Here is a 20,108-nt window from a genome sequence, read left to right as displayed (position 1 = left end):
GTCGATCAGGCACAAATCTCATAGCAAGGAATATATGCGCTGCCCGGCAATTTCATACGGTGCTGGGCGACGAAACCTTGCAGCAGGCTGTCCATTTTTTTCATTAATGCCGGGTCGCCGTGCAGCTTGAAGCGACCATGTTTTTCGATAGCGTGGATCCCAAATTCTTTTACGTTACCGGCCACAATACCGGAGAAGGCGCGGCGCAGTGCGGCGGCCAGTTCCTGCGGTGGCTGGTTAGGATAAAGATTCAGGTTCGCCATGTTTTCATGATTCGGTTCGAACGGGTGCTGCAAATCGGGCGCAATGCGAATCGACCAGTTGAAACTGTAGGCATCTCCGCTGTTACGACGGTTTTCTTTCACCAGCGGCATGGCGCGTTTCATCTGACGGGCAACTTCTGTCGGATCATCGATGATGATGGTGTAGAACTTACAGGCTTCTTCACCCAGCGTTTCTTTAATGAAGGCATCGAGAACGTGGAAGTAATCGGCGCTTTCTTTCGGGCCGGTGAGGATCAGCGGTAAAACCTGATCGCTGTTTTCCGGATCCATCAGAATGCCCAGCAAATACAGTAATTCTTCTGCGGTACCTACACCGCCAGGGAAGATAATGATCCCGTGCGCAATGCGCACGAACGCCTCAAGCCGTTTTTCGATATCCGGCATGATGATCAGTTCGTTGACCAGTGGATTAGGCGGCTCAGCAGCAATAATCGACGGTTCTGTCATGCCGATAAAGCGGCCGGCTTTGTAGCGCTGTTGCGCGTGGCCGACGGCGGCGCCTTTCATCGGGGCTTCCATTGCGCCCGGGCCACAGCCAGTACAAATGTTCAGTTCACGCAGACCCAACTGACTACCGACGTTACGGGCATACTGATATTCAATTTCATTAATTGAATGTCCGCCCCAGCAAACCACCATGTTCGGATCTTCATCCAGATGCAGGGCGCGGGCATTGCGTAAGATAGAGAACACCAGATTGGTCAGATGCGCTGAGTTTTTGGTATTCAGGTGCTGAAAACGACCGGCGTTGTCGATTTGCCCGCTCACGAACAGAATATCGCGCAGTACAGCAAACAGGTTGGCCTGTAATGAGCGGATAATCCGGCCATCCACAAATGCGTCTTCCGGTGGGTTTACCAGTTCCAGTTTCACGCCACGCTCTCTGCGCAGCACATTGATATCAAAGCTTTCGTAACGGTCGAGAAGCTCTTTACTGCTGTCAGTCTGGCTGCCGCTGTTAAGCACGGCCAGTGAACAATTTCGGAAAAGACGATAGAGGTCGCTGCTCGCAGTACGTTTGAGCATGTCGACTTCCAGTTGCGACAACAAATCCATTGAGCCTAACGGGCTGATATGTGTAATCAAAGTTGCTCCTTGACACCAACGGGTGCAGTGATTCTTTCTGCTACCTGATTGCGGCGCATGATTTTTCGGATCATATTTTTTGCGCCGTACGCGATTTAACAGTAACCCCGTCATCAGGCTTTTACCAATGCTGACAGAGCGTTAGCTCAGTTCTTGAGCAACGTCTCGCATTATTGTCTGACAAGTCGCGCAGTTGCAGGTTCAAACGGGAAGTTGGATCTCCATGGATTGATGTCCAGACCACCGCGGCGTGTATAGCGCGCATAAACGGCAAGCTTTTCCGGCTGGCAGAAACGCAGCAAATCATTAAAGATGCGTTCAACGCATTGTTCGTGGAATTCATTGTGATGGCGGAAAGAAACCAGGTAACGCAGCAGCGCTTCACGGTCGATTTTCGGGCCGCGATATTGGACCTGAACGGAACCCCAGTCTGGCTGATGGGTGATCAGGCAGTTGGATTTCAGCAGATGACTGACCAGCGATTCTTCAACGATCTCAGCACCTTTAGCATTGGCCAGATAATCCGTGCTGAACTCGTAACTGTCGATCTCAATATCCTGCTCATCAATGCAAACACCGTCAAAATGCCCAACCGCTGAACCTTCAATCTCAGACAGACGGCTGACGCTCACCGTGACTTCGCCTTGCGCGCAGGTGCTTAAATCACGGGTTAATGTTTCCTTGACCGCCTGCCAGTCCGCGAAAACGGTCTGGTTGAAGCTGTTCAGATAGAGCTTGAAGCTTTTGGATTCGATCAGATTCTGGCTGTTGGCATTCAGACTGATTTCACCCACGGCAACCTGCGGCAGGCCTTTGGCATTGAGCCACGACAGTTCATACAGCGTCCAGATATCTGCGCCATGAAACGGTAAGTTGTCCGGATATAAACCCAGCGGTTCACGGTTCATGCTGCGCGGAACAGCCTGCAATAAAGACGCGTCGTATTGATCGACATAAGCCGTACTTTTACCCAGCGTCAGTTGCGCCAGGGCGGGGTTATCCTGATATGAGGACATGCTGTCACCTTACGAAATAGGTACAATAGAGAATAATCCCTAGTTTACCCCAGCCTTACCGGAAGATGAGAGAATTATGGAGTCTGAAGTTTCTGTAGCATTGCGTGAATTTACTCAACGTTATGTCGATCTCTGGCAACAGGAAACCGGCATGCCGCCCGCCAGTGAAGCCCTTTTTGGTGTGGATTCGCCGTGCGTGGTCAAAACAGATGAAGACAAGGTCTTCTGGCTAACACAGACGTTTACCCCAGATGCGACCTTGCAAAATGTAGAACGGGCGCTGGAATTACAGCTGCGTCCCGAGGCGCATGAGTTTTACACGACACAGTATGCAGGGGACATGACCGCCAGCTGGCAGGGAAATCCGCTGACGTTGTTGCAGGTCTGGAGCCAGGAAGATTTCACCCGCTTGCAGGAAAATCTGATCGGGCATCTGGTCACGCAAAAGAGGCTGAAGCTGACCCCCACCCTTTTTCTGGCGACCACAGATTCCGAGCTGGATCTGGTTTCGTTATGCAATGTGACCGGTAATGTCGTGCTGGAACAGTTCGGCAGTAAAAAACGAACTATACTCTCGCCATCGTTATCAGAATTCCTTACAATGCTGACCGCTGTTTGTCCCGCCTGAGCAACATCATCTGAACGACCCATCCCGCAGAGCACAAATGGCTCACAAGCGTGTGAGAGATCTCTCACAAAGGCTGTAAGAGATCTCGCTAATTTGACTTAATTACTTCCTGGTTAAAATAATTTTCATAAATAAAATCAATTAGTTGTTTGATTTATTGGTTGTGAGACAGCTTACGCCCGCCGAGGTTGGCTTACAGCCTGCCTTGCCCCCAAGGCCGAAATCAACGATTCTAGTCAGGCACTAAGGAAGCATGAAGCAGAACATCAGGATGATGGCTGATTCATAAAAAAGGGGACGGCTCAGGAAGAGTCAGGACGGCATCGGATTATGCCAGGATGTTTCAGGACGAAACCAGGGACACCTCCAGGACGGAGAAGAGAGCTCACAAAGGAAGCTGAGCGGGTCACAGATGACCAAGGGACATCAGTCAGGATGACTTAGGACAGACAGTCAGGATGAAAGTTGGACGATGCAAAGGACAGCCGGTTAGGATAACCGCAGGAAAAGTTTTCAGGGATTGAGCAGGGAGCACTCAGGTAGCTGGATTGCTATAAAACGAACCGGGGGCACTGTGAAAACAGTGCCCCCAACTTTTATGTCTATAAAAATTACTTCTGTAAAATCTTCCTTCCAGCCCAAAAGCGCCAGCCATTCCTCAGCCGATCGCCCCCAAGACATCATCCTGCCCCTGCTTTTTCGGCAACAGGAATAAAGTGGCAAAAATATCCAGCAGATAAATCGCGGCCAGCAAGGTAATTGCTGCGGTAAATGACACCTGTGCCACCAGCATGCCAATCACCAGCGGGCCAAAACCACCGACGCCACGTCCGAGATTAAATAACAGATTCTGGGCTGTCGCCCGGACACGTACCGGATAGAGATCGGAAATCAGGCCGCCGTAACCGCCAATCATGCCATTCACGAACATCCCCATCAGCGCGCCTGCGAACAACATCAGCGTCGGGTCAGACAACTGCGCGTAACACACTACCATCACGACAGCGCCAATCTGATAAATCAGGAAGATTTTCCAGCGTGGGAAACGATCCGACAACATGCCGAACAGCCAGATGCCGAAGGTCATACCGACAACCGTCACGGCGGTCCACAGGCCAGATTTGGTCAGTGAGAAGCCAAAGTTTTTCGACAGATAACTCGGCATCCAGATCATCAGCCCGTAATAACCAAAGTTCTGAACAGAGCACAGGATCAGAATGCCGATGCTGGCTTTGGTCGTGGCTTTATCGCGGAACAGTAACTTAATGCGGCTAAACAGTGAGCCATCATTATTGCTGGCAGTGTGTTTTACGAAGGCTTCCGGTTCGCCCATTGTGCGGCGGATAAGGAAAGAGGCCAGCGCCGGTAACAGTCCGACCAGGAACATACCGCGCCAGCCGATAATGCCCAACAACATCGGTGTCAGGAAGGCGGCCATTAGCACGCCGAGCTGCCAGCCCATGCCGACATAGGCCGAGGCGCGGTTACGTTTTTCCGCCGGCCACGCTTCTGCAATCAGCGCCATGCCGATACCAAATTCACCGCCCAGCCCGACACCGGCCAGCGTGCGATAGATCAGTAAATCCCAGTACCCTTGTGCGAAAGCGCATAAACCGGTGAACAGGGAGAACATCAGAATGGTGAAGGTCAGTACCCGGATGCGGCCGAAACGATCGCTGATGGGCCCGAAAATGACGCCGCCCAGTACGGCACCAATCAGGGTCCAGGTCACCAGCGAACCACTTTGTGAGGAAGACAAACCAAATTCGCTGGTAATAGCCGGGAGCATGAAACCGAGGATCAGTAAATCAAATCCGTCCATGGCGTAGCCGGTGACGGAGGCCAGCATGGCTTTTGCCGGTGTTGCGTGTGCTTTTTGAATGTGTTGTGCGGACATGTGGACAGATCTGTAAAGAAAAAAGTGGCGGTAGTTTGCCCGTAACGGGCGTTTATCGCTACCACGAAAAACTTATGGTTGGATAGATAAATTGGATAGGATGCAGAAAGTTGGGGCATCAGTCCTTCAATGTTATGCTTTGCGCCCCCCGGCGGAGGCTGCCCGGGGCCATGAACGAAGAGAGTCATTGATGAATATAGAAAACCAGGTTCGCCAGATTTTAGAAGATATCGAGCAGGTCATGCGTGATGAAAAATTGTGGCACGCCACGCCGCCGGAAGCGGAAGCCTTTGAAAGCAAAGAGCCGTTTTCAGTGGATACCCTGTCTGCTGAACAATGGCTCCAATGGGTGCTGGTTCCCCGTATGTACGCGTTGCTGGAGGCCCAGACACCAATGCCAACCCGTTTTGCTATCACCCCCTATTTTGAAGTGGCGATGCCTGAAGCACTCCGTTTGCTGACTCAGCTGCAACGCCTCGACGATTTGCTGAACATAGAAGACTGACATGCTGGAAATTTTGTATCAGGACGAACATCTTATCGCAGTAAATAAACCTGCGGGTATGCTGGTTCACCGCAGCTGGCTGGACCGCCATGAAACGGTGTTTGTGATGCAAACATTGCGTGATCAGATTGGTCAGCATGTGTTTACGGTTCACCGGCTGGATAAGCCGACGTCGGGCGTTTTGCTGCTGGCGCTGTCCAGTGACGTGGCGCGTTTACTGTCGCAGCAGTTTGAAAATAACCAGATGAGCAAGATGTATCATGCCGTGGTTCGCGGGTATGTGCCGCAAGACGGTACCCTCGATTACGCGCTGACAGAAGAGCTTGATAAAATCGCCGATAAGTTTGCCAGTCCGGATAAAGCGCCACAGCCTGCGGTCACGCATTATCGCGTGGTGGCTCAGGTCGAGATGCCCGTGGCTGTTGGTCGTTATGATACGGCGCGTTATAGCCTGGTTGAACTGAAACCAGAAACCGGTCGTAAACATCAGCTGCGCAGGCATATGTCGCATTTGCGTCACCCGATAATCGGAGACAGTGCGCACGGTGATTTAAAGCAAAACCGGGGTATGACGCAGCATTTCGGCTGTTCCGGGCTGATGCTGCACGCCAGTCATATGCAATTGCCTCATCCGGTTACGGGTGAGCCGTTGTCGATTCAGGCGCGCTGGGATCATCGCTGGCAAAATGTGGTGACACAGTTTGGCTGGCAGGGAAAAATCCCTGAGCTTGAAAGGGTTGAGTTTGCAGAAACTTGCCGTCAGGATAGTGCACAAATTTAGTCCCTTTGATTGAAATATTGGCATCACACAGGAGTGAAACCCATGGCAGAAGTCGGAATTTTTGTCGGTACGGTATACGGCAATGCGTTACTGGTGGCAGAGGAAGCGGAAACCGTGCTGAAAGGCCAGGGTCATGACGTGAAACTGTTTGAAGAAGGCACGCTTGAAGCCTGGCAATACTACCGTCATCACTTTGTGCTGATTGTGACGTCCACTACCGGTCAGGGGGATTTGCCGGACAGCATCGCGCCTTTGTATGTCGCCATCCGTGACACCGTGGGCTATCAGCCGGAGTTGCGTTACGGCATGATTGCGCTGGGTGATATCAGCTACGATCATTTCTGTGGCGGCGGCCATAAGCTGGATGATTTATTGCAGGAACAAGGCGCATCGCGCATTGGCGAAATGCTGGAAATTGACGCCATGGAAACTGCCGAACCGGAAACCGTTGCGATTCCGTGGGTGGAAAAATGGGGACAGTTGCTTAAATAACGTCACACCCTTTGCCGTTCTGCGCGCAAGAAATAAAAAAGGTCAGGCAAACGCCTGACCTTTTTTGTATTCACATCTTCTGACCGGAATTTATCAGCGGCCGTTGGTGAGTTTTTCCAGATCAGATTCAATCTCAGAAATTTTATTCGCCACGACAGATTCAAGATGGCGTAAGTCATCCAGAATTTTACGTTTCAGATCCACTTCTACCTGATCACGCTGACAGATTTGATCCAGCTCATCAATCACATAGCGCAGATTTGGGCTGATCTCATGAATTTCTTTATAACCCTGACCGGCATTATCGGCAACGATGGTTTTACGCTGGCGCGGGTATTTAAACTTCACGCTTTTAGCAAAAAACTCGCCTTTATCTCTGCGGAAATAGATCTTCAGAATATCGTTATTGGCCTCCTGACGCAGGCTGTAACGATCAATATCGTCGGGATTATTAATGCCCAGGCTTTTCAGATTGTCATACATAGCGCCACCTTCGTTTAGGAGAAAATCAGAGTGTCATGATGAACTGAACGGCGGCTTTAATCATTGATTAATTGCACAGTTTGCCGTTTAGAAGATAAAAAAATAGCGGGTTATTTTTTAAAACAATACCCGCTATTTCTAAGTTTAGTCGATTGTGCGCAATAACTCATTCAGGCCGGTTTTACCCAGAGTTTTTGCATCTACTTTCTTGACGATGACAGCGCAGTACAGGCTGTATTTACCGTCTTTAGAAGGCAGGTTGCCGGAAACAACTACGGAGCCCGCTGGTACGCGGCCGTAATGCACTTCACCGGTTTCACGGTCATAGATTTTGGTGCTCTGGCCGATGTAAACACCCATGGAAATCACCGAGCCTTCTTCCACGATCACGCCTTCAACGATTTCTGAACGCGCGCCGATGAAGCAGTTGTCTTCGATGATAGTCGGGTTCGCCTGAAGTGGCTCCAGAACGCCGCCGATACCTACGCCACCGGACAGATGAACGTTTTTACCGATCTGCGCACAAGAACCGACAGTCGCCCAGGTATCAACCATGGTGCCTTCATCAACGTAAGCGCCGATGTTGACATAAGAAGGCATCAGCACGGTGTTGCGTGCAATGAATGCGCCTTTACGCACGGCAGCAGGTGGCACCACGCGGAAACCTTCACGCTGGAAACGCGCTTCATCGTAGTCAGCGAATTTCATGGGCACTTTATCGAAGTAACGGCTTTCACCGCCTTCCATCACCTGGTTGTCATTGATTCTGAACGAGAGCAGTACCGCTTTCTTCAGCCACTGATGCGTCACCCATTCGCCATCAATCTTCTCAGCAACGCGCAATTCGCCGCTGTCGATTTTGCTGATAACTTCAGTGATAGCGTCGCGCGTTACGCTGTCAACGTTAGCCGGAGTAATGTCTGCACGGCGCTCGAAGGCTTGTTCAATAACGGTTTGTAGTTGCTGCATCCTGTTCTCTTTCCTGAATTGGTTTTAAAAGATAGTGGTACTTGTATCACATTTTATCGCCAGGGTTGAGTGCCTCAGTTAACCGGCGTGTGATTTCCTGGCGAGTTTGCTTATCCAGCGCACGACGCTCGCCATTTGCCAGAATAAATAAGTCCTCTACGCGTTCGCCGATGGTCGAGATGCGCGCACCGTGCAGCGACAGGCCGAGATCAGAGAAGACTTCCCCGACGCGTGCCAGCAGGCCGGGTTGATCCAGCGACACCAGTTCCATATACGTCCGGCGGTCGGTATGCGTCGGCAGGAAACTGACTTCGGTCTGCACGCTGAAATGACGCAGTTTCGGCGAAGGACGTCGCGCACGCGGCGGCTGATAAGCCTGCGTCATCGACTGTTCCAGCGCGTAACGAATGGCTTCATGCCGGTCTTGTGCCAGCGGGCTGCCGTCCGGTTCCAGTACAATGAAAGTATCCATCGCCATGCCGTCGCGATTGGTGAAAATCTGCGCGTCATGAATGCTCAGGTTACGCCTGTCCAGCTCACCGGCGACGGTGGCAAACAGATACGGTCGGTCAGGGCTCCAGATAAATATCTCGGTCCCGCCGCGCGTTGCCTGACGGCTGACCAGCACCAGCGGTTTGGTGGAGTCATGTTCCAGCAGGTGTCTTGCGTGCCATGCCAGTTGATTGGGTGAATGGCGCAGGAAATAATCCGCCCGGCAGCGGCTCCAGATACGGTGCAGCGCTTCTTCATCAATATTATCCATACGCAGCAATGCCAGCGCCTGAAGGCGGTGATGACGCACGCGCTCGCGAAGATCCGGCGTGTTTTGCATGCCGCGGCGCAATTGCTTTTCGGTGGCAAAATACAGTTCGCGTATCAGGCTTTGTTTCCAGCTGTTCCACAGGGTTTCGTTGGTAGCACAGATATCGGCAACGGTCAGGCTGACCAGATAGCGCAGGCGAACTTCGGTCTGCATTTCTGCGGCGAACTGCTGGATTTCATTAGGATCCTGAATATCGCGGCGCTGTGCCGTCACTGACATCAGCAAGTGACAGCGAACCAGCCACGAGACCAACTGGGTTTCACGGGAATTCAGCCCGTGCAGTTCGGCAAATTCCAGCACATCCTGCGCGCCGAGAATCGAGTGATCACCACCGCGGCCTTTGGCAATATCGTGGAACAGGGCGGCCATCAGCAACAGTTCAGGCTGTGGCAGCCGCGGATACAGCTCCACACATAATGGATGCTTTGGCCGGGTTTCTTCATGAGCAAAGCTTTCAAGTTTTTGCAGCACACGAATGGTATGTTCATCGACTGTGTACGCGTGGAACAAGTCGAATTGCATCTGCCCGACGATCTGCCCCCATTGCGGTATATATGCCCACAGCACGCTATGGCGGTGCATCGGCACCAGCGCGCGTGACACGGCGCCCGGATGGCGCAGGATCGACATAAACATTTCGCGCGCCTGCGGGATCATGCATAGCGGCTCTTTGAGATGGCGACGGGCATGGCGCAGCAGGCGGACGGTGGTGGAGTAAATCCCTTTGATTTCGCGATGGCGCACCATCAGGTGGAACATGCTGATGATAGTTTCCGGACGGCGGTCAAAGAGCGTGCTGTCCCGCAGATCAATCAGATCGCCACGCAGTTGGAAATCTTCATCGAGCGGCCGTGGTTTTTCATTCGGGCCGATGGCCAGAATCGCTTCATCGAACAACTGCAATAACATCTGATTCAGCTCGCCGACCCGGCGGGTCATGCGGTAGAAATCTTTCATCATGCGTTCGACGGGCTGATTGCCTTCGCCCTGATATTGCAGCAATTGCGCCACACTTTGCTGGCGGTCGAACAGCAGACGGTTGTCGTAGCGGGGCAGCAGCAAATGCAGGGCAAAACGGATTCGCCACAGGAAACTCTGACATTCCAGCAGTTCGTTGCGCTCAGCTTTGGTCAGAAAACCAAAGGCCACCATTTCGTCCAACGATGTGGCGCCAAAATGACGACGGGCTACCCATAAAATGGTGTGAATGTCGCGCAGGCCGCCGGGGCTGCTTTTGATATCTGGCTCAAGGTTATAACTGGTGCCGTGATAACGCAGATGGCGTTCATTTTGTTCATCAATTTTGGCGCGGAAGAAGTTTGGCGAAGGCCAGAATCCGTCGCTGAAAATGTGTTTCTGCATACTGAGAAACAGCGCGACATCGCCGCAGATCAGGCGGGATTCGATCAGGTTGGTGGCTACGGTTAAATCAGCCAATCCTTCCAGCAGACATTCTTCCAGCGTACGCACGCTGTGTCCGACTTCCAGCTTAACGTCCCACAGCAAGGTAATCAGTTCACCGATGCGCAATGCCTGTTCATCGTTAAGCCGTTTCTGGCTGAGCACCAGAACATCGATATCCGATAAAGGATGCAATTCGCCGCGCCCGTAGCCGCCTACGGCCACCATCGCGGTTTCCGGAATATTGTCGAAGCCGTAGAAGGTCCACAGACGCTGTAACAGCTGATCGATGTAATGCGTCCGTGCGTCTACCAGTTCTTCAGCCTGTTGCCCGGCATTGAAGGCATCCGCCAGCCATGCCTGAAACTGTTCCATATGCTGTTTCAGGCTCTGACGGTTTAAATCGTCGTCCGGATAGACAGAAGGGGAGGCCGGTTGTAGCGGAAAAGTACGGGCGAGATCCTGCGTGGTTTGCAGTAGTACGCTCTTTTCAGCCGGGAAGTTTTCAATCATGGGTGCGCAGCCCTACACGTGAGAGACCAATAAACGTGAAAGATAAAAAAAACCGGCTTTCGCCGGCTTGATTCACAGATTTATACCCTCTCCGCAGAGCGGGTGACTGTTTAGTCGTGCGTCAGGATAGCCGGAATGGTGTCATCCTTACGCAGCGTCATAATTTCACAACCGTTATCTGTCACCACAATAGTATGCTCGTACTGAGCCGACAAGCTGCGATCTTTAGTTTTTACTGTCCAGCCGTCTTTCATGGTGCGGATACGGTAATCGCCTGCGTTGACCATCGGTTCAACGGTAAACGCCATACCCGCCTGTAGCACAACACCGCCGTCATCCGCATCGTAATGCAGTACCTGAGGCTCCTCGTGGAAACCCTCACCGATGCCGTGACCGCAATATTCGCGTACCACAGAGAATTTCTCGGCTTCAACGAACTTCTGGATCTCTTTACCCAACGTGCGCAGGCGGATACCAGGCTTGATCAGGCGCAGTGCGATATACAGGCTTTCCTGCGTGATACGGCAAAGACGCTCACCCAGAATCGTCGGTTTACCCGCGATGAACATTTTGGAGGTGTCACCATGAAAACCATCCTTAATGACCGTGACATCAATGTTGACGATGTCGCCATCTTTCAAAATTTTGTCTTCGCTCGGAATACCGTGGCACACCACTTCGTTAACGGAAATACAGACAGATTTCGGGAAGCCGTGGTAATCCAGGCAGGCAGAAACCGCCTGTTGCTTGTTCACGATGTGATCGGCACAAATGCGATCCAGCTCGCCGGTGCTGACGCCCGGTTTAACGAAAGGCTCAATGATTTCCAGCACTTCCGCGGCCAGACGGCCAGCAACGCGCATTTTTTCGATGTCTTCAGGGGTTTTGATTGAAATAGCCATGTGTTGTCCTGCGGGTTCTGTGCATCAGGTGTGCTTTATTTCTACACCGATGTCGTCAATAATTAGCTGTGGCTTATGGTATCAGCCCTGATATTTGCTGCCAAACTATCATTTCCCGGGAAGCAATCCGGTGAACAAAAGTTGCTGCCGGGCCGTTATTTATGGTATAAAGCGCGCCGGCAATCCGCTCTGGGTCTTACGACTCTGAGGGATTAAAGCCAAAATCACTCATTGTGTACTTATTAACGTAAGTAATAACACACACGTATCGACACATACGCCGGGGTGCCTTGGGAATTCGTTCTGCAGGGTCGGTTGTATGGGATACGTGGAGGCATAACCCCAACTACTTAATAGAGGTTTTATCATGGCAACTGTTTCCATGCGCGACATGCTCAAGGCCGGTGTTCACTTCGGTCACCAAACCCGTTACTGGAACCCGAAAATGAAGCCATTCATCTTCGGCGCTCGTAACAAGGTTCACATCATCAACCTTGAGAAAACTGTTCCAATGTTCAACGAAGCTCTGGCTGAGTTGCAGAAGATCTCCTCCCGTAAAGGTAAGATCCTGTTCGTTGGTACTAAACGCGCAGCAAGCGAAGCGGTAAAAGAAGCTGCACACAACTGCGACCAGTTCTTCGTGAACCATCGCTGGTTGGGCGGCATGCTGACTAACTGGAAAACAGTTCGTCAGTCCATCAAACGTTTGAAAGATCTGGAAATTCAGTCTCAGGACGGCACCTTCGAGAAGCTGACCAAGAAAGAGGCGCTGATGCGTACTCGTGAACTGGCTAAGCTGGAAAACAGCCTGGGTGGTATCAAGGATATGGGTGGTCTTCCTGATGCTCTGTTCGTTATCGATGCTGATCACGAACACATTGCAATCAAAGAAGCTAACAACCTGGGTATCCCGGTATTCTCCATTGTTGATACCAACTCCGATCCGGATGGCGTTGACTTTGTTATCCCTGGTAACGATGACGCAATCCGTGCAGTAAATCTGTACCTGAGCGCTGTTGCTGCCACTGTTCGTGAAGGCCGTTCGCAAGATCTGGCTGTTCAGGCAGAAGAAAGCTTCGTAGAAGCTGAATAATAAGGCAAGCTCAGCAGAGCCCTTATTAACCAGGTATTGAAATATGTTGGTTAGGGGGCCTTTATTGGCCCCCTTTGCTTATCTTAAATGCGAGAAATATCTCACCGCAAAAACCCTTTTTGCACTGAGATAATCGAGGAAAATACAATGGCTGATATTACCGCTGCCCTGGTAAAAGAACTGCGCGAACGTACTGGCGCTGGCATGATGGATTGTAAGAAAGCTCTGGTTGAAGCTAACGGCGACATCGAGCTGGCAATTGAAAACATGCGTAAATCTGGCGCGATCAAAGCGGCGAAAAAAGCAGGCAACGTAGCTGCTGACGGCGTGATCAAAACCAAAATCGAAGGTAACTTCGGCGTGATTCTGGAAGTTAACTGCCAGACTGACTTCGTGGCTAAAGATGCTGGTTTCCAGGCTTTCGCTGACAAAGTGCTGGACGCTGCTGTTGCAGGCAAAGTGACTGACGTTGAAGTCCTGAAAGCTCAGTTCGAAGAAGAGCGTATTCAGCTGGTTGCTAAAATCGGTGAGAACATCAACATTCGCCGCGTTCAAATCCTTGAAGGCGACGTGTTGGGCAGCTACCTGCACGGCGCTCGTATCGGCGTTCTGATTGCTGCTAAAGGCGCTGATGAAGAACTGGTTAAGCAAATTGCTATGCACGTTGCAGCAAGCAAACCAGAATTCGTTAAGCCTGAAGATGTGTCTGCCGAAGTGGTAGAAAAAGAGTACCAGGTTCAGCTGGACATCGCGATGCAGTCTGGCAAGCCAAAAGAGATTGCAGAGAAAATGGTTGAAGGCCGCATGAAGAAATTCACCGGCGAAGTTTCTCTGACTGGTCAGCCTTTCGTTATCGACCCAAGCAAAACTGTGGGCCAGGTTCTGAAAGAACATAGCGCTGACGTGACTAACTTCATCCGCTTCGAAGTGGGCGAAGGTATCGAGAAAGTTGAGACTGACTTTGCTGCTGAAGTTGCAGCAATGACTAAACAGTCTTAATCAGTATCTGATACACCCTAAAATGGAACCGCTGCGAAAGGGCGGTTCCGTTTTATCCAGCCCCAAATTCCTATTACATTGTGCGTGAATGTCATTCAGACAGCGCTATGATGTAAAGACTGACTATCCATTAAGACACATTGCTTCTAGGACAGACACCATGGCTACCAATGCGAAACCCGTTTATCAACGTATCCTGCTCAAACTCAGTGGCGAAGCCCTGCAGGGTAGTGAAGGTTTTGGTATCGACGCGAGTGTATTAGATCGCATGGCTCAGGAAGTAAAAGAGCTGGTCGAACTCGGCATTCAGGTAGGTGTTGTGATCGGCGGTGGTAACTTGTTCCGTGGCGCGGGTCTGGCACAGGCGGGCATGAATCGTGTTGTAGGCGACCATATGGGTATGCTGGCGACTGTCATGAATGGCCTGGCAATGCGTGATGCATTACACCGCGCCTATGTTAACGCACGCCTGATGTCTGCAATCCCTTTGAACGGTGTTTGTGATAATTACAGCTGGGCAGAAGCCATCAGCTTGCTGCGTCATAACCGTGTGGTGATTTTCTCCGCCGGTACCGGCAATCCTTTCTTTACCACTGACTCAGCAGCCTGTCTGCGCGGGATCGAAATCGAAGCTGATGTGGTATTAAAAGCGACCAAAGTTGACGGCGTATATTCTGCCGACCCGGTGAAAAATCCGGAAGCGACACTCTACGAAACACTGACCTATCAGGAAGTGTTGGAACAGGAATTGAAAGTGATGGATCTGGCGGCCTTCACGCTGGCCCGCGATCACAATCTGCCAATTCGCGTTTTCAACATGAATAAGCCTGGTGCACTGCGTCGCGTGGTGATGGGTGAAAATGAAGGAACGCTGATTTCTAAAGCGGAGTGATCCTTCACAATTGAACATTACGTTCAGCCAGCCTCTGCTGGCATGAGTATTCACGGACTATACTGATGTTATGGTCTGCCAGGTAATCAGCTTTCAAAGGTTCACAACGTGATTAACGAAATCAAAAAAGACGCTGAAATTCGCATGGAAAAATGCGTTGAATCATTCAAAACGCATATCAGCAAAATCCGTACCGGCCGTGCATCTCCGGGCATCCTGGATGGCATCATGGTGGAATACTACGGTTCAGCAACGCCTCTGCGTCAGCTGGCACAGGTGACGGTGGAAGATTCCCGTACTCTGGCAATCTCTGTTTTTGACCGCTCTATCAGCGCTGCTGTTGAAAAAGCGATCATGACCTCTGATTTGGGTCTGAACCCGTCTTCTGCAGGCGCGACAATTCGTGTTCCATTGCCAGCGCTGACCGAAGAACGTCGTAAAGACTTGATCAAAGTGGTGCGTGGCGAAGCAGAGCAGGGCCGTGTCTCTGTCCGTAACGTCCGCCGCGATGCGAACGATAAAACCAAAGCACTGTTGAAAGATAAAGAAATCAGCGAAGACGAAGATCGCCGTTCCCAGGACGATATTCAGAAACTGACTGATATTTTCATCAAGAAAATCGACGTTGCTCTGAGCGAGAAAGAAGCCGAGTTAATGGAGTTCTAATCCGGCTTGAATTTCTTCCAAAGCGCCGCAATTGCGGCGCTTTGTCTTTTATCGGGCTTTAAATTTTTTACCTGTTCGAACAATCTCATGGACAAGCCAGATAAGAGGTTTCAGACTGTGCACTTTCCGAATTTACGAGCGCTATCCCGGGCATTTTCATGAAACAAATGACTATTCTTGGTTCGACAGGGTCTGTCGGCACCAGCACGCTTTCCGTTGTCCGGTCTAACCCTGACGATTTCGCCGTTAAAGCACTGGTTGCAGGGCGCAATGTTGACGTTATGGCGCAGCAGTGTCTTGAGTTTCACCCTGCCTATGCTTCGATGGCGGATGAATCTTCTGCCCGTGCGCTGAGAGCCATTCTGGCTGAACAGGGAAGCCGTACCGAGGTGCTTTCCGGACCCGATGCGGCGACTGAACTGGCCGCTCTTGATGATGTGGATCAGGTGATGTCGGCTATCGTGGGGGCTGCGGGCTTGTTACCGACACTTGCTGCTGTCCGCGCCGGTAAACAGGTGCTTCTGGCTAACAAAGAATCGCTGGTGACCTGCGGGCGCATTTTTATGGACGCTGTCCGCCATAGTCAGTCTCAGCTATTGCCTATCGACAGTGAACATAACGCTATTTTCCAGAGTTTACCTGAATCCATTCAAAAACAGCTGGGATATGCTTCCCTCGAAAGCCACGGGATCTCCCGCATTATTTTAACCGGATCCGGTGGCCCGTTCCGCGAACTGCCGTTGGATAAATTTCGCGATGTCACTCCTGATGAGGCTTGCGCGCATCCCAACTGGTCGATGGGGCGTAAAATTTCCGTCGACTCGGCAACCATGATGAATAAAGGGCTGGAGTATATTGAAGCCCGCTGGTTGTTTAATGCCTCTGCTGCTGAGATGGAAGTGATTATCCATCCGCAATCCGTGATCCATTCCATGGTGCGTTATTGCGATGGCAGCGTGCTGGCTCAACTTGGCTCGCCGGATATGCGTACCCCAATTGCGCATGCCATGGCATATCCGCACAGAGTCAGAACTGACGTCGAAGCGTTGGATTTTTGTAAAATGGGGGCGATGACTTTCAGTGCACCGGATTACGCACGTTATCCTTGTTTGCAATTGGCTATCGAAGCCAGCAACACCGGGCAGGCAGCGACGACGGCACTGAATGCCGCGAATGAAATTTCGGTGGCCGCGTTCCTCAATGGTGAGATTCGTTTTACTGACATTGCTGGCCTGAATCGTCAGGTGATGGAGCAGTTAGTGAGCGCTGAACCTGATTCTGTTGAGGAAGTGTTGGAGATCGACGCGCAGGCGAGAGCCAGTGCACGTGAGAAACTTCATACATTTGCGCTATAAGGCTGTTTTTGTACTTATGCAGCAGTTTGTTAGCATCACATTGAAATGGTATAGTCTGCGCCACACTGACAGTAGATTTGGCTTTTCAGGGCCTGAGTGTTAAAGGTGGAATCGGTGATCTGTCAGTGTAAGCCGTGCCTGCAAGGGGGACACGGCTTTTTTGCGCGTGTAGTCGCACCAGCGACAGAAAGGTGTGCCGCCAGCTAACTGTTGTGGCGTCGTCAGCCAGAAGAATGTTATGCCAGCCAGAAAGCCGCTGTGTTCTGATAAAAGGAAATGAGTACGCGTTATGTCCCTCGAAAATCAACAGATGTCTGATATGTATTGCTCTCAACCTCGCCATGTTGCCATTATCATGGACGGTAACGGACGCTGGGCAAAACGTCAGGGTAAAATGAGGGTATTCGGTCATAAAGCGGGAGTGAAGTCGGTGCGCAAAGCGGTAAGTTTTGCTGCCAGTCATCACCTTGATGCACTCACGCTTTATGCCTTTAGTAGTGAAAACTGGAATCGTCCGGCCCAGGAAGTCTCCGCATTGATGGAGTTGTTCGTCCGTGCATTAGACAGTGAAGTCAAAAGCTTGCATAAACATAATGTCAGGCTTCGGGTCATTGGCGACGTCAGTCGCTTTAGTGCTCGTCTGCAGGAACGCATTCGTCGTTCAGAAACAATGACTCAAAATAACGACGGTCTTACCCTGAACATTGCCGCGAATTACGGTGGCCGATGGGATATTATTCAAGGCGTTAAGACTCTGGCGGGTCAGGTTGAAGCCGGCACGCTGCGGGCAGAACAGATTACAGAAGAATTGCTGAATTCAGCGGTCTGTATGAGCGAACTGGCACCCGTCGATTTGGTGATCAGAACCGGTGGGGAACATAGGATCAGTAACTTTTTGCTGTGGCAAATTGCCTACGCGGAGCTCTACTTTACCGATGTCCTCTGGCCTGATTTTGATGAAAATACCTTTGAAGGTGCGCTGACTGCTTTTGCACAACGCGAGCGCCGCTTCGGGGGGACTACACCTATCGGCGCCAATGCGTCCTAGGGAGAACATTTGCTGAAGTATCGCATTATCACAGCTCTGATTTTAATACCGATTGTTATTGCAGCACTCTTTTTATTACCGCCTGTCGGTTTTGCCATCGTGACGTTAGTTGTGTGCATGCTGGCAGCGTGGGAGTGGGGGCAACTGGCCGGTTTTGCAAGCCGTAATCAGCGCATCTGGCTGGCTATATTATGTGGTTTCCTGCTGGCAGCGATGATGCTGAGCATACCTGCTTACCAGCAAAGCGTGCATCTGTTGCAAGTCGGAGGCTCATTATGGGCTGCGCTTGCGTGGTGGTGTCTGGCATTGGTGCTGGTGGTTGGATATCCTGCTTCGGCAGCCTTCTGGCGCCATTCCCGTGTGCTGCGCTTAGTCTTTGGCATACTGACTATTGTGCCGTTTTTCTGGGGTATGGTCGCACTGCGCCAATACGGTTATGCAGAAAATCATCATACTGGCGCATGGTGGTTGTTATATGTGATGCTACTGGTCTGGGGGGCAGACTCCGGCGCTTACCTGTTTGGTAAATTATTTGGTAAGCATAAACTGGCGCCTAAAGTATCCCCGGGGAAAACCTGGGAAGGGTTTGCTGGCGGTCTTCTGACTTCAGCCCTCATAGCCTGGTTATTTGGCCGCTACGCACCACTTGATGTGGTACCGTCGACCTTATTGATTTGTTCCGTTGTTGCCGCGCTGGCTTCTGTGCTGGGCGACCTGACGGAAAGTATGTTCAAACGCGAGGCAGGGATCAAAGACAGTGGTCATATGATCCCTGGTCACGGCGGAATACTGGATCGTATCGACAGCCTGACGGCTGCGGTGCCTGTATTCGCCTGTCTGATGCTGTTAGTGTATTAATCCGTCTGTGACGGTGAAGTTTCCTAAGGAATAGTTAGACATATGATGAACATACTCTGGAGCCTGGCCGCCTTTATCGTCGCATTGGGGGTGCTTATCACCGTGCACGAGTTCGGCCATTTCTGGGTTGCTCGTCGTTGTGGTGTGCGTGTCGAACGTTTTTCTGTCGGTTTTGGACGCGCGCTATGGCGCCGGACTGACCGTCAGGGAACAGAGTATGTTCTGGCCATCATTCCTCTCGGAGGCTACGTTAAGATGCTCGACGAGCGCGTCGAGGCTGTAGCGCCTGAATTCCGCCACCAATCTTTCAATAACAAAAAAATCTGGCAGCGCGCTGCTATCATCAGCGCCGGGCCGATCGCCAATTTCATTTTTGCTGTTTTTGCTTACTGGCTGATCTTCGTCATCGGCGTGCCGAGCGTGCGTCCTGTCGTGGCAAATGTCACTGCAAATTCAATTGCCGCACAATCCAATATTTCACCCGGAATGGAACTAAAATCTGTTGCGGGTATCGAAACGCCTGATTGGGATTCAGTTCGTATGGCGTTAGTCGGCGAAATTGGTGATGATCAAACGACGGTTGATGTGGCGCAATTTGGCTCATCCCAGGTCGTTGAGAAAACTCTGGATTTGCGTCAATGGCAGTTTGATCCTGAAAAGCAGGATCCGGTGGTGTCTCTGGGTATGATTCCCAGAGGGCCGCAGATAGAATCTGTTCTGCAGGAGGTGCAGCCAGATTCAGCCGCGCAAAAGGCGGGTTTGCAAGCCGGGGACAGGATCGTTAAAGTCGATGGTCAGATTCTGGAAAGCTGGCAGTCGTTTGTCATACAGGTACGTGACAATCCGGGTAAACCAATTGCACTGGAAGTTGAGCGGGCGGGGAATCCCGTCGCGTTAACACTGACGCCGGACACGAAGTCCGCAGGTAAAGGCAAGATACAGGGTTTTGCTGGTGTGGTACCGAAAGTGATACCGCTGCCTGATGAATATAAAACAATCCGTCAGTATGGCCCGTTTGTGGCGTTTTATGAGGCCGGGGATAAAACCTGGCAACTGATGAAACTCACAGTGAGCATGCTGGGTAAGTTAATTACCGGAGATGTGAAGCTGAACAATCTGAGTGGCCCAATATCCATCGCACAGGGCGCAGGAATGTCAGCTGAATATGGTTTGGTGTCTTACCTCACGTTTTTGGCACTCATTAGTGTCAATCTGGGGATCATCAACCTCTTCCCATTACCGGTATTAGATGGTGGACACCTGCTGTTTCTCGCAATAGAAAAGCTTAAAGGTGGGCCAGTTTCCGAGCGAGTTCAGGACTTCAGTTACCGCATTGGTTCAGTTTTGCTGGTGTTGTTGATGGGGCTTGCACTTTTCAATGATTTCTCCCGTCTTTAAGGCCGGAGATTAGGTTAGG

General features: G+C 51.2%; 19 protein-coding genes. 12 read left to right on the top strand and 7 right to left on the bottom strand.

Going from position 1 to position 20,108, the window contains the following annotated elements; genetic code table 11:
* Window positions 1–5: 5 nt before the first annotated feature.
* Together ppnN and queF are read right to left on the bottom strand one after the other, a co-directional pair.
* On the bottom strand, window positions 6–1,370 hold the full coding sequence (gene ppnN / locus EX31_RS13090) for a nucleotide 5'-monophosphate nucleosidase PpnN (RefSeq protein ID WP_013574182.1): 1,365 nt from the start codon (window positions 1,368–1,370) through the stop codon (window positions 6–8).
* Window positions 1,371–1,540: 170 nt separating this feature from the next.
* Entirely contained in the window at window positions 1,541–2,386 is an 846-nt protein-coding gene (gene queF, locus EX31_RS13085; RefSeq protein WP_037035150.1) for an NADPH-dependent 7-cyano-7-deazaguanine reductase QueF, read from the bottom strand.
* Between the two features lie 76 nt (window positions 2,387–2,462).
* On the opposite strand from queF, the gene syd reads away from it, so the two are divergent.
* On the top strand, window positions 2,463–3,014 hold the full coding sequence (syd, locus tag EX31_RS13080) for a SecY-interacting protein (RefSeq protein WP_013574184.1): 552 nt from the start codon (window positions 2,463–2,465) through the stop codon (window positions 3,012–3,014).
* A gap of 658 nt (window positions 3,015–3,672) precedes the next feature.
* Here the strand turns inward: syd and EX31_RS13075 are convergent.
* Complete coding sequence (locus tag EX31_RS13075) at window positions 3,673–4,911, bottom strand: MFS transporter (RefSeq protein ID WP_037035148.1); 1,239 nt, start codon at window positions 4,909–4,911, stop codon at window positions 3,673–3,675.
* A 190-nt stretch (window positions 4,912–5,101) separates the two neighbouring features.
* Here EX31_RS13075 and EX31_RS13070 point away from each other — a divergent pair, with 190 nt between their 5' ends.
* Genes EX31_RS13070 through EX31_RS13060 form a run of 3 tightly spaced genes read left to right on the top strand, consistent with a single transcriptional unit; the run spans window position 5,102 to window position 6,689 of the window.
* Window positions 5,102–5,416 carry a YqcC family protein gene (locus EX31_RS13070; RefSeq protein WP_037035147.1) on the top strand — a complete coding sequence of 105 codons (315 nt, stop codon included), beginning with the start codon at window positions 5,102–5,104 and terminating at the stop codon, window positions 5,414–5,416.
* Window position 5,417: 1 nt separating this feature from the next.
* Entirely contained in the window at window positions 5,418–6,197 is a 780-nt protein-coding gene (truC, locus tag EX31_RS13065) for a tRNA pseudouridine(65) synthase TruC (RefSeq protein ID WP_037035145.1), read from the top strand.
* A gap of 42 nt (window positions 6,198–6,239) precedes the next feature.
* Window positions 6,240–6,689: a flavodoxin gene (locus EX31_RS13060; RefSeq protein WP_013574188.1), complete on the top strand. Its 450-nt coding sequence runs from the start codon at window positions 6,240–6,242 to the stop codon at window positions 6,687–6,689.
* 93 nt (window positions 6,690–6,782) lie between these two features.
* Here the strand turns inward: EX31_RS13060 and EX31_RS13055 are convergent, their stop codons facing one another.
* The 4 genes from EX31_RS13055 to map all read right to left on the bottom strand — a co-directional run bounded on the left by EX31_RS13055 (window position 6,783) and on the right by map (window position 11,780).
* Window positions 6,783–7,172, bottom strand: coding sequence for a DUF3461 family protein (locus EX31_RS13055; protein WP_013574189.1), 390 nt, complete (start codon window positions 7,170–7,172; stop codon window positions 6,783–6,785).
* Between the two features lie 144 nt (window positions 7,173–7,316).
* Complete coding sequence (gene dapD / locus EX31_RS13050; RefSeq protein WP_013574190.1) at window positions 7,317–8,141, bottom strand: 2,3,4,5-tetrahydropyridine-2,6-dicarboxylate N-succinyltransferase; 825 nt, start codon at window positions 8,139–8,141, stop codon at window positions 7,317–7,319.
* Between the two features lie 46 nt (window positions 8,142–8,187).
* Window positions 8,188–10,878 (bottom strand): bifunctional uridylyltransferase/uridylyl-removing protein GlnD, encoded by a 2,691-nt coding sequence (glnD, locus tag EX31_RS13045; RefSeq protein ID WP_037035144.1) that lies wholly within the window; start codon window positions 10,876–10,878, stop codon window positions 8,188–8,190.
* Between the two features lie 110 nt (window positions 10,879–10,988).
* Window positions 10,989–11,780, bottom strand: coding sequence for a type I methionyl aminopeptidase (map, locus tag EX31_RS13040; protein WP_013574192.1), 792 nt, complete (start codon window positions 11,778–11,780; stop codon window positions 10,989–10,991).
* Window positions 11,781–12,147: 367 nt separating this feature from the next.
* Between map and rpsB the strand changes: the two genes are divergently transcribed.
* From rpsB to rseP, 8 genes are all read left to right on the top strand, one after another.
* Window positions 12,148–12,873 carry a 30S ribosomal protein S2 gene (gene rpsB, locus EX31_RS13035; protein ID WP_013574193.1) on the top strand — a complete coding sequence of 242 codons (726 nt, stop codon included), beginning with the start codon at window positions 12,148–12,150 and terminating at the stop codon, window positions 12,871–12,873.
* Between the two features lie 147 nt (window positions 12,874–13,020).
* The gene (gene tsf, locus EX31_RS13030; protein ID WP_013574194.1) at window positions 13,021–13,872 is read left to right on the top strand and encodes a translation elongation factor Ts; all 852 of its coding nucleotides are present in this window, start codon (window positions 13,021–13,023) and stop codon (window positions 13,870–13,872) included.
* Window positions 13,873–14,032: 160 nt separating this feature from the next.
* Window positions 14,033–14,764 (top strand): UMP kinase, encoded by a 732-nt coding sequence (pyrH, locus tag EX31_RS13025; RefSeq protein ID WP_013574195.1) that lies wholly within the window; start codon window positions 14,033–14,035, stop codon window positions 14,762–14,764.
* 108 nt (window positions 14,765–14,872) lie between these two features.
* Complete coding sequence (gene frr, locus EX31_RS13020; RefSeq protein WP_013574196.1) at window positions 14,873–15,430, top strand: ribosome recycling factor; 558 nt, start codon at window positions 14,873–14,875, stop codon at window positions 15,428–15,430.
* A gap of 158 nt (window positions 15,431–15,588) precedes the next feature.
* Window positions 15,589–16,785, top strand: coding sequence for a 1-deoxy-D-xylulose-5-phosphate reductoisomerase (gene ispC / locus EX31_RS13015; protein ID WP_037035143.1), 1,197 nt, complete (start codon window positions 15,589–15,591; stop codon window positions 16,783–16,785).
* 289 nt (window positions 16,786–17,074) lie between these two features.
* Window positions 17,075–17,833: a (2E,6E)-farnesyl-diphosphate-specific ditrans,polycis-undecaprenyl-diphosphate synthase gene (ispU, locus tag EX31_RS13010; protein ID WP_013574198.1), complete on the top strand. Its 759-nt coding sequence runs from the start codon at window positions 17,075–17,077 to the stop codon at window positions 17,831–17,833.
* Window positions 17,834–17,842: 9 nt separating this feature from the next.
* Window positions 17,843–18,691, top strand: coding sequence for a phosphatidate cytidylyltransferase (gene cdsA, locus EX31_RS13005; RefSeq protein WP_013574199.1), 849 nt, complete (start codon window positions 17,843–17,845; stop codon window positions 18,689–18,691).
* A 42-nt stretch (window positions 18,692–18,733) separates the two neighbouring features.
* Window positions 18,734–20,089: a sigma E protease regulator RseP gene (gene rseP, locus EX31_RS13000; RefSeq protein ID WP_013574200.1), complete on the top strand. Its 1,356-nt coding sequence runs from the start codon at window positions 18,734–18,736 to the stop codon at window positions 20,087–20,089.
* Window positions 20,090–20,108: the final 19 nt, after the last annotated feature.

The organism is Rahnella sp. WP5 (assembly GCF_000745615.1).
In the GTDB taxonomy this organism is placed as follows: Bacteria; Pseudomonadota; Gammaproteobacteria; order Enterobacterales; family Enterobacteriaceae; genus Rahnella; species Rahnella aceris.
The sequence above is the reverse complement of the archived record's forward strand: the minus strand, read 5'-3'. Positions and strand labels throughout refer to the sequence as shown.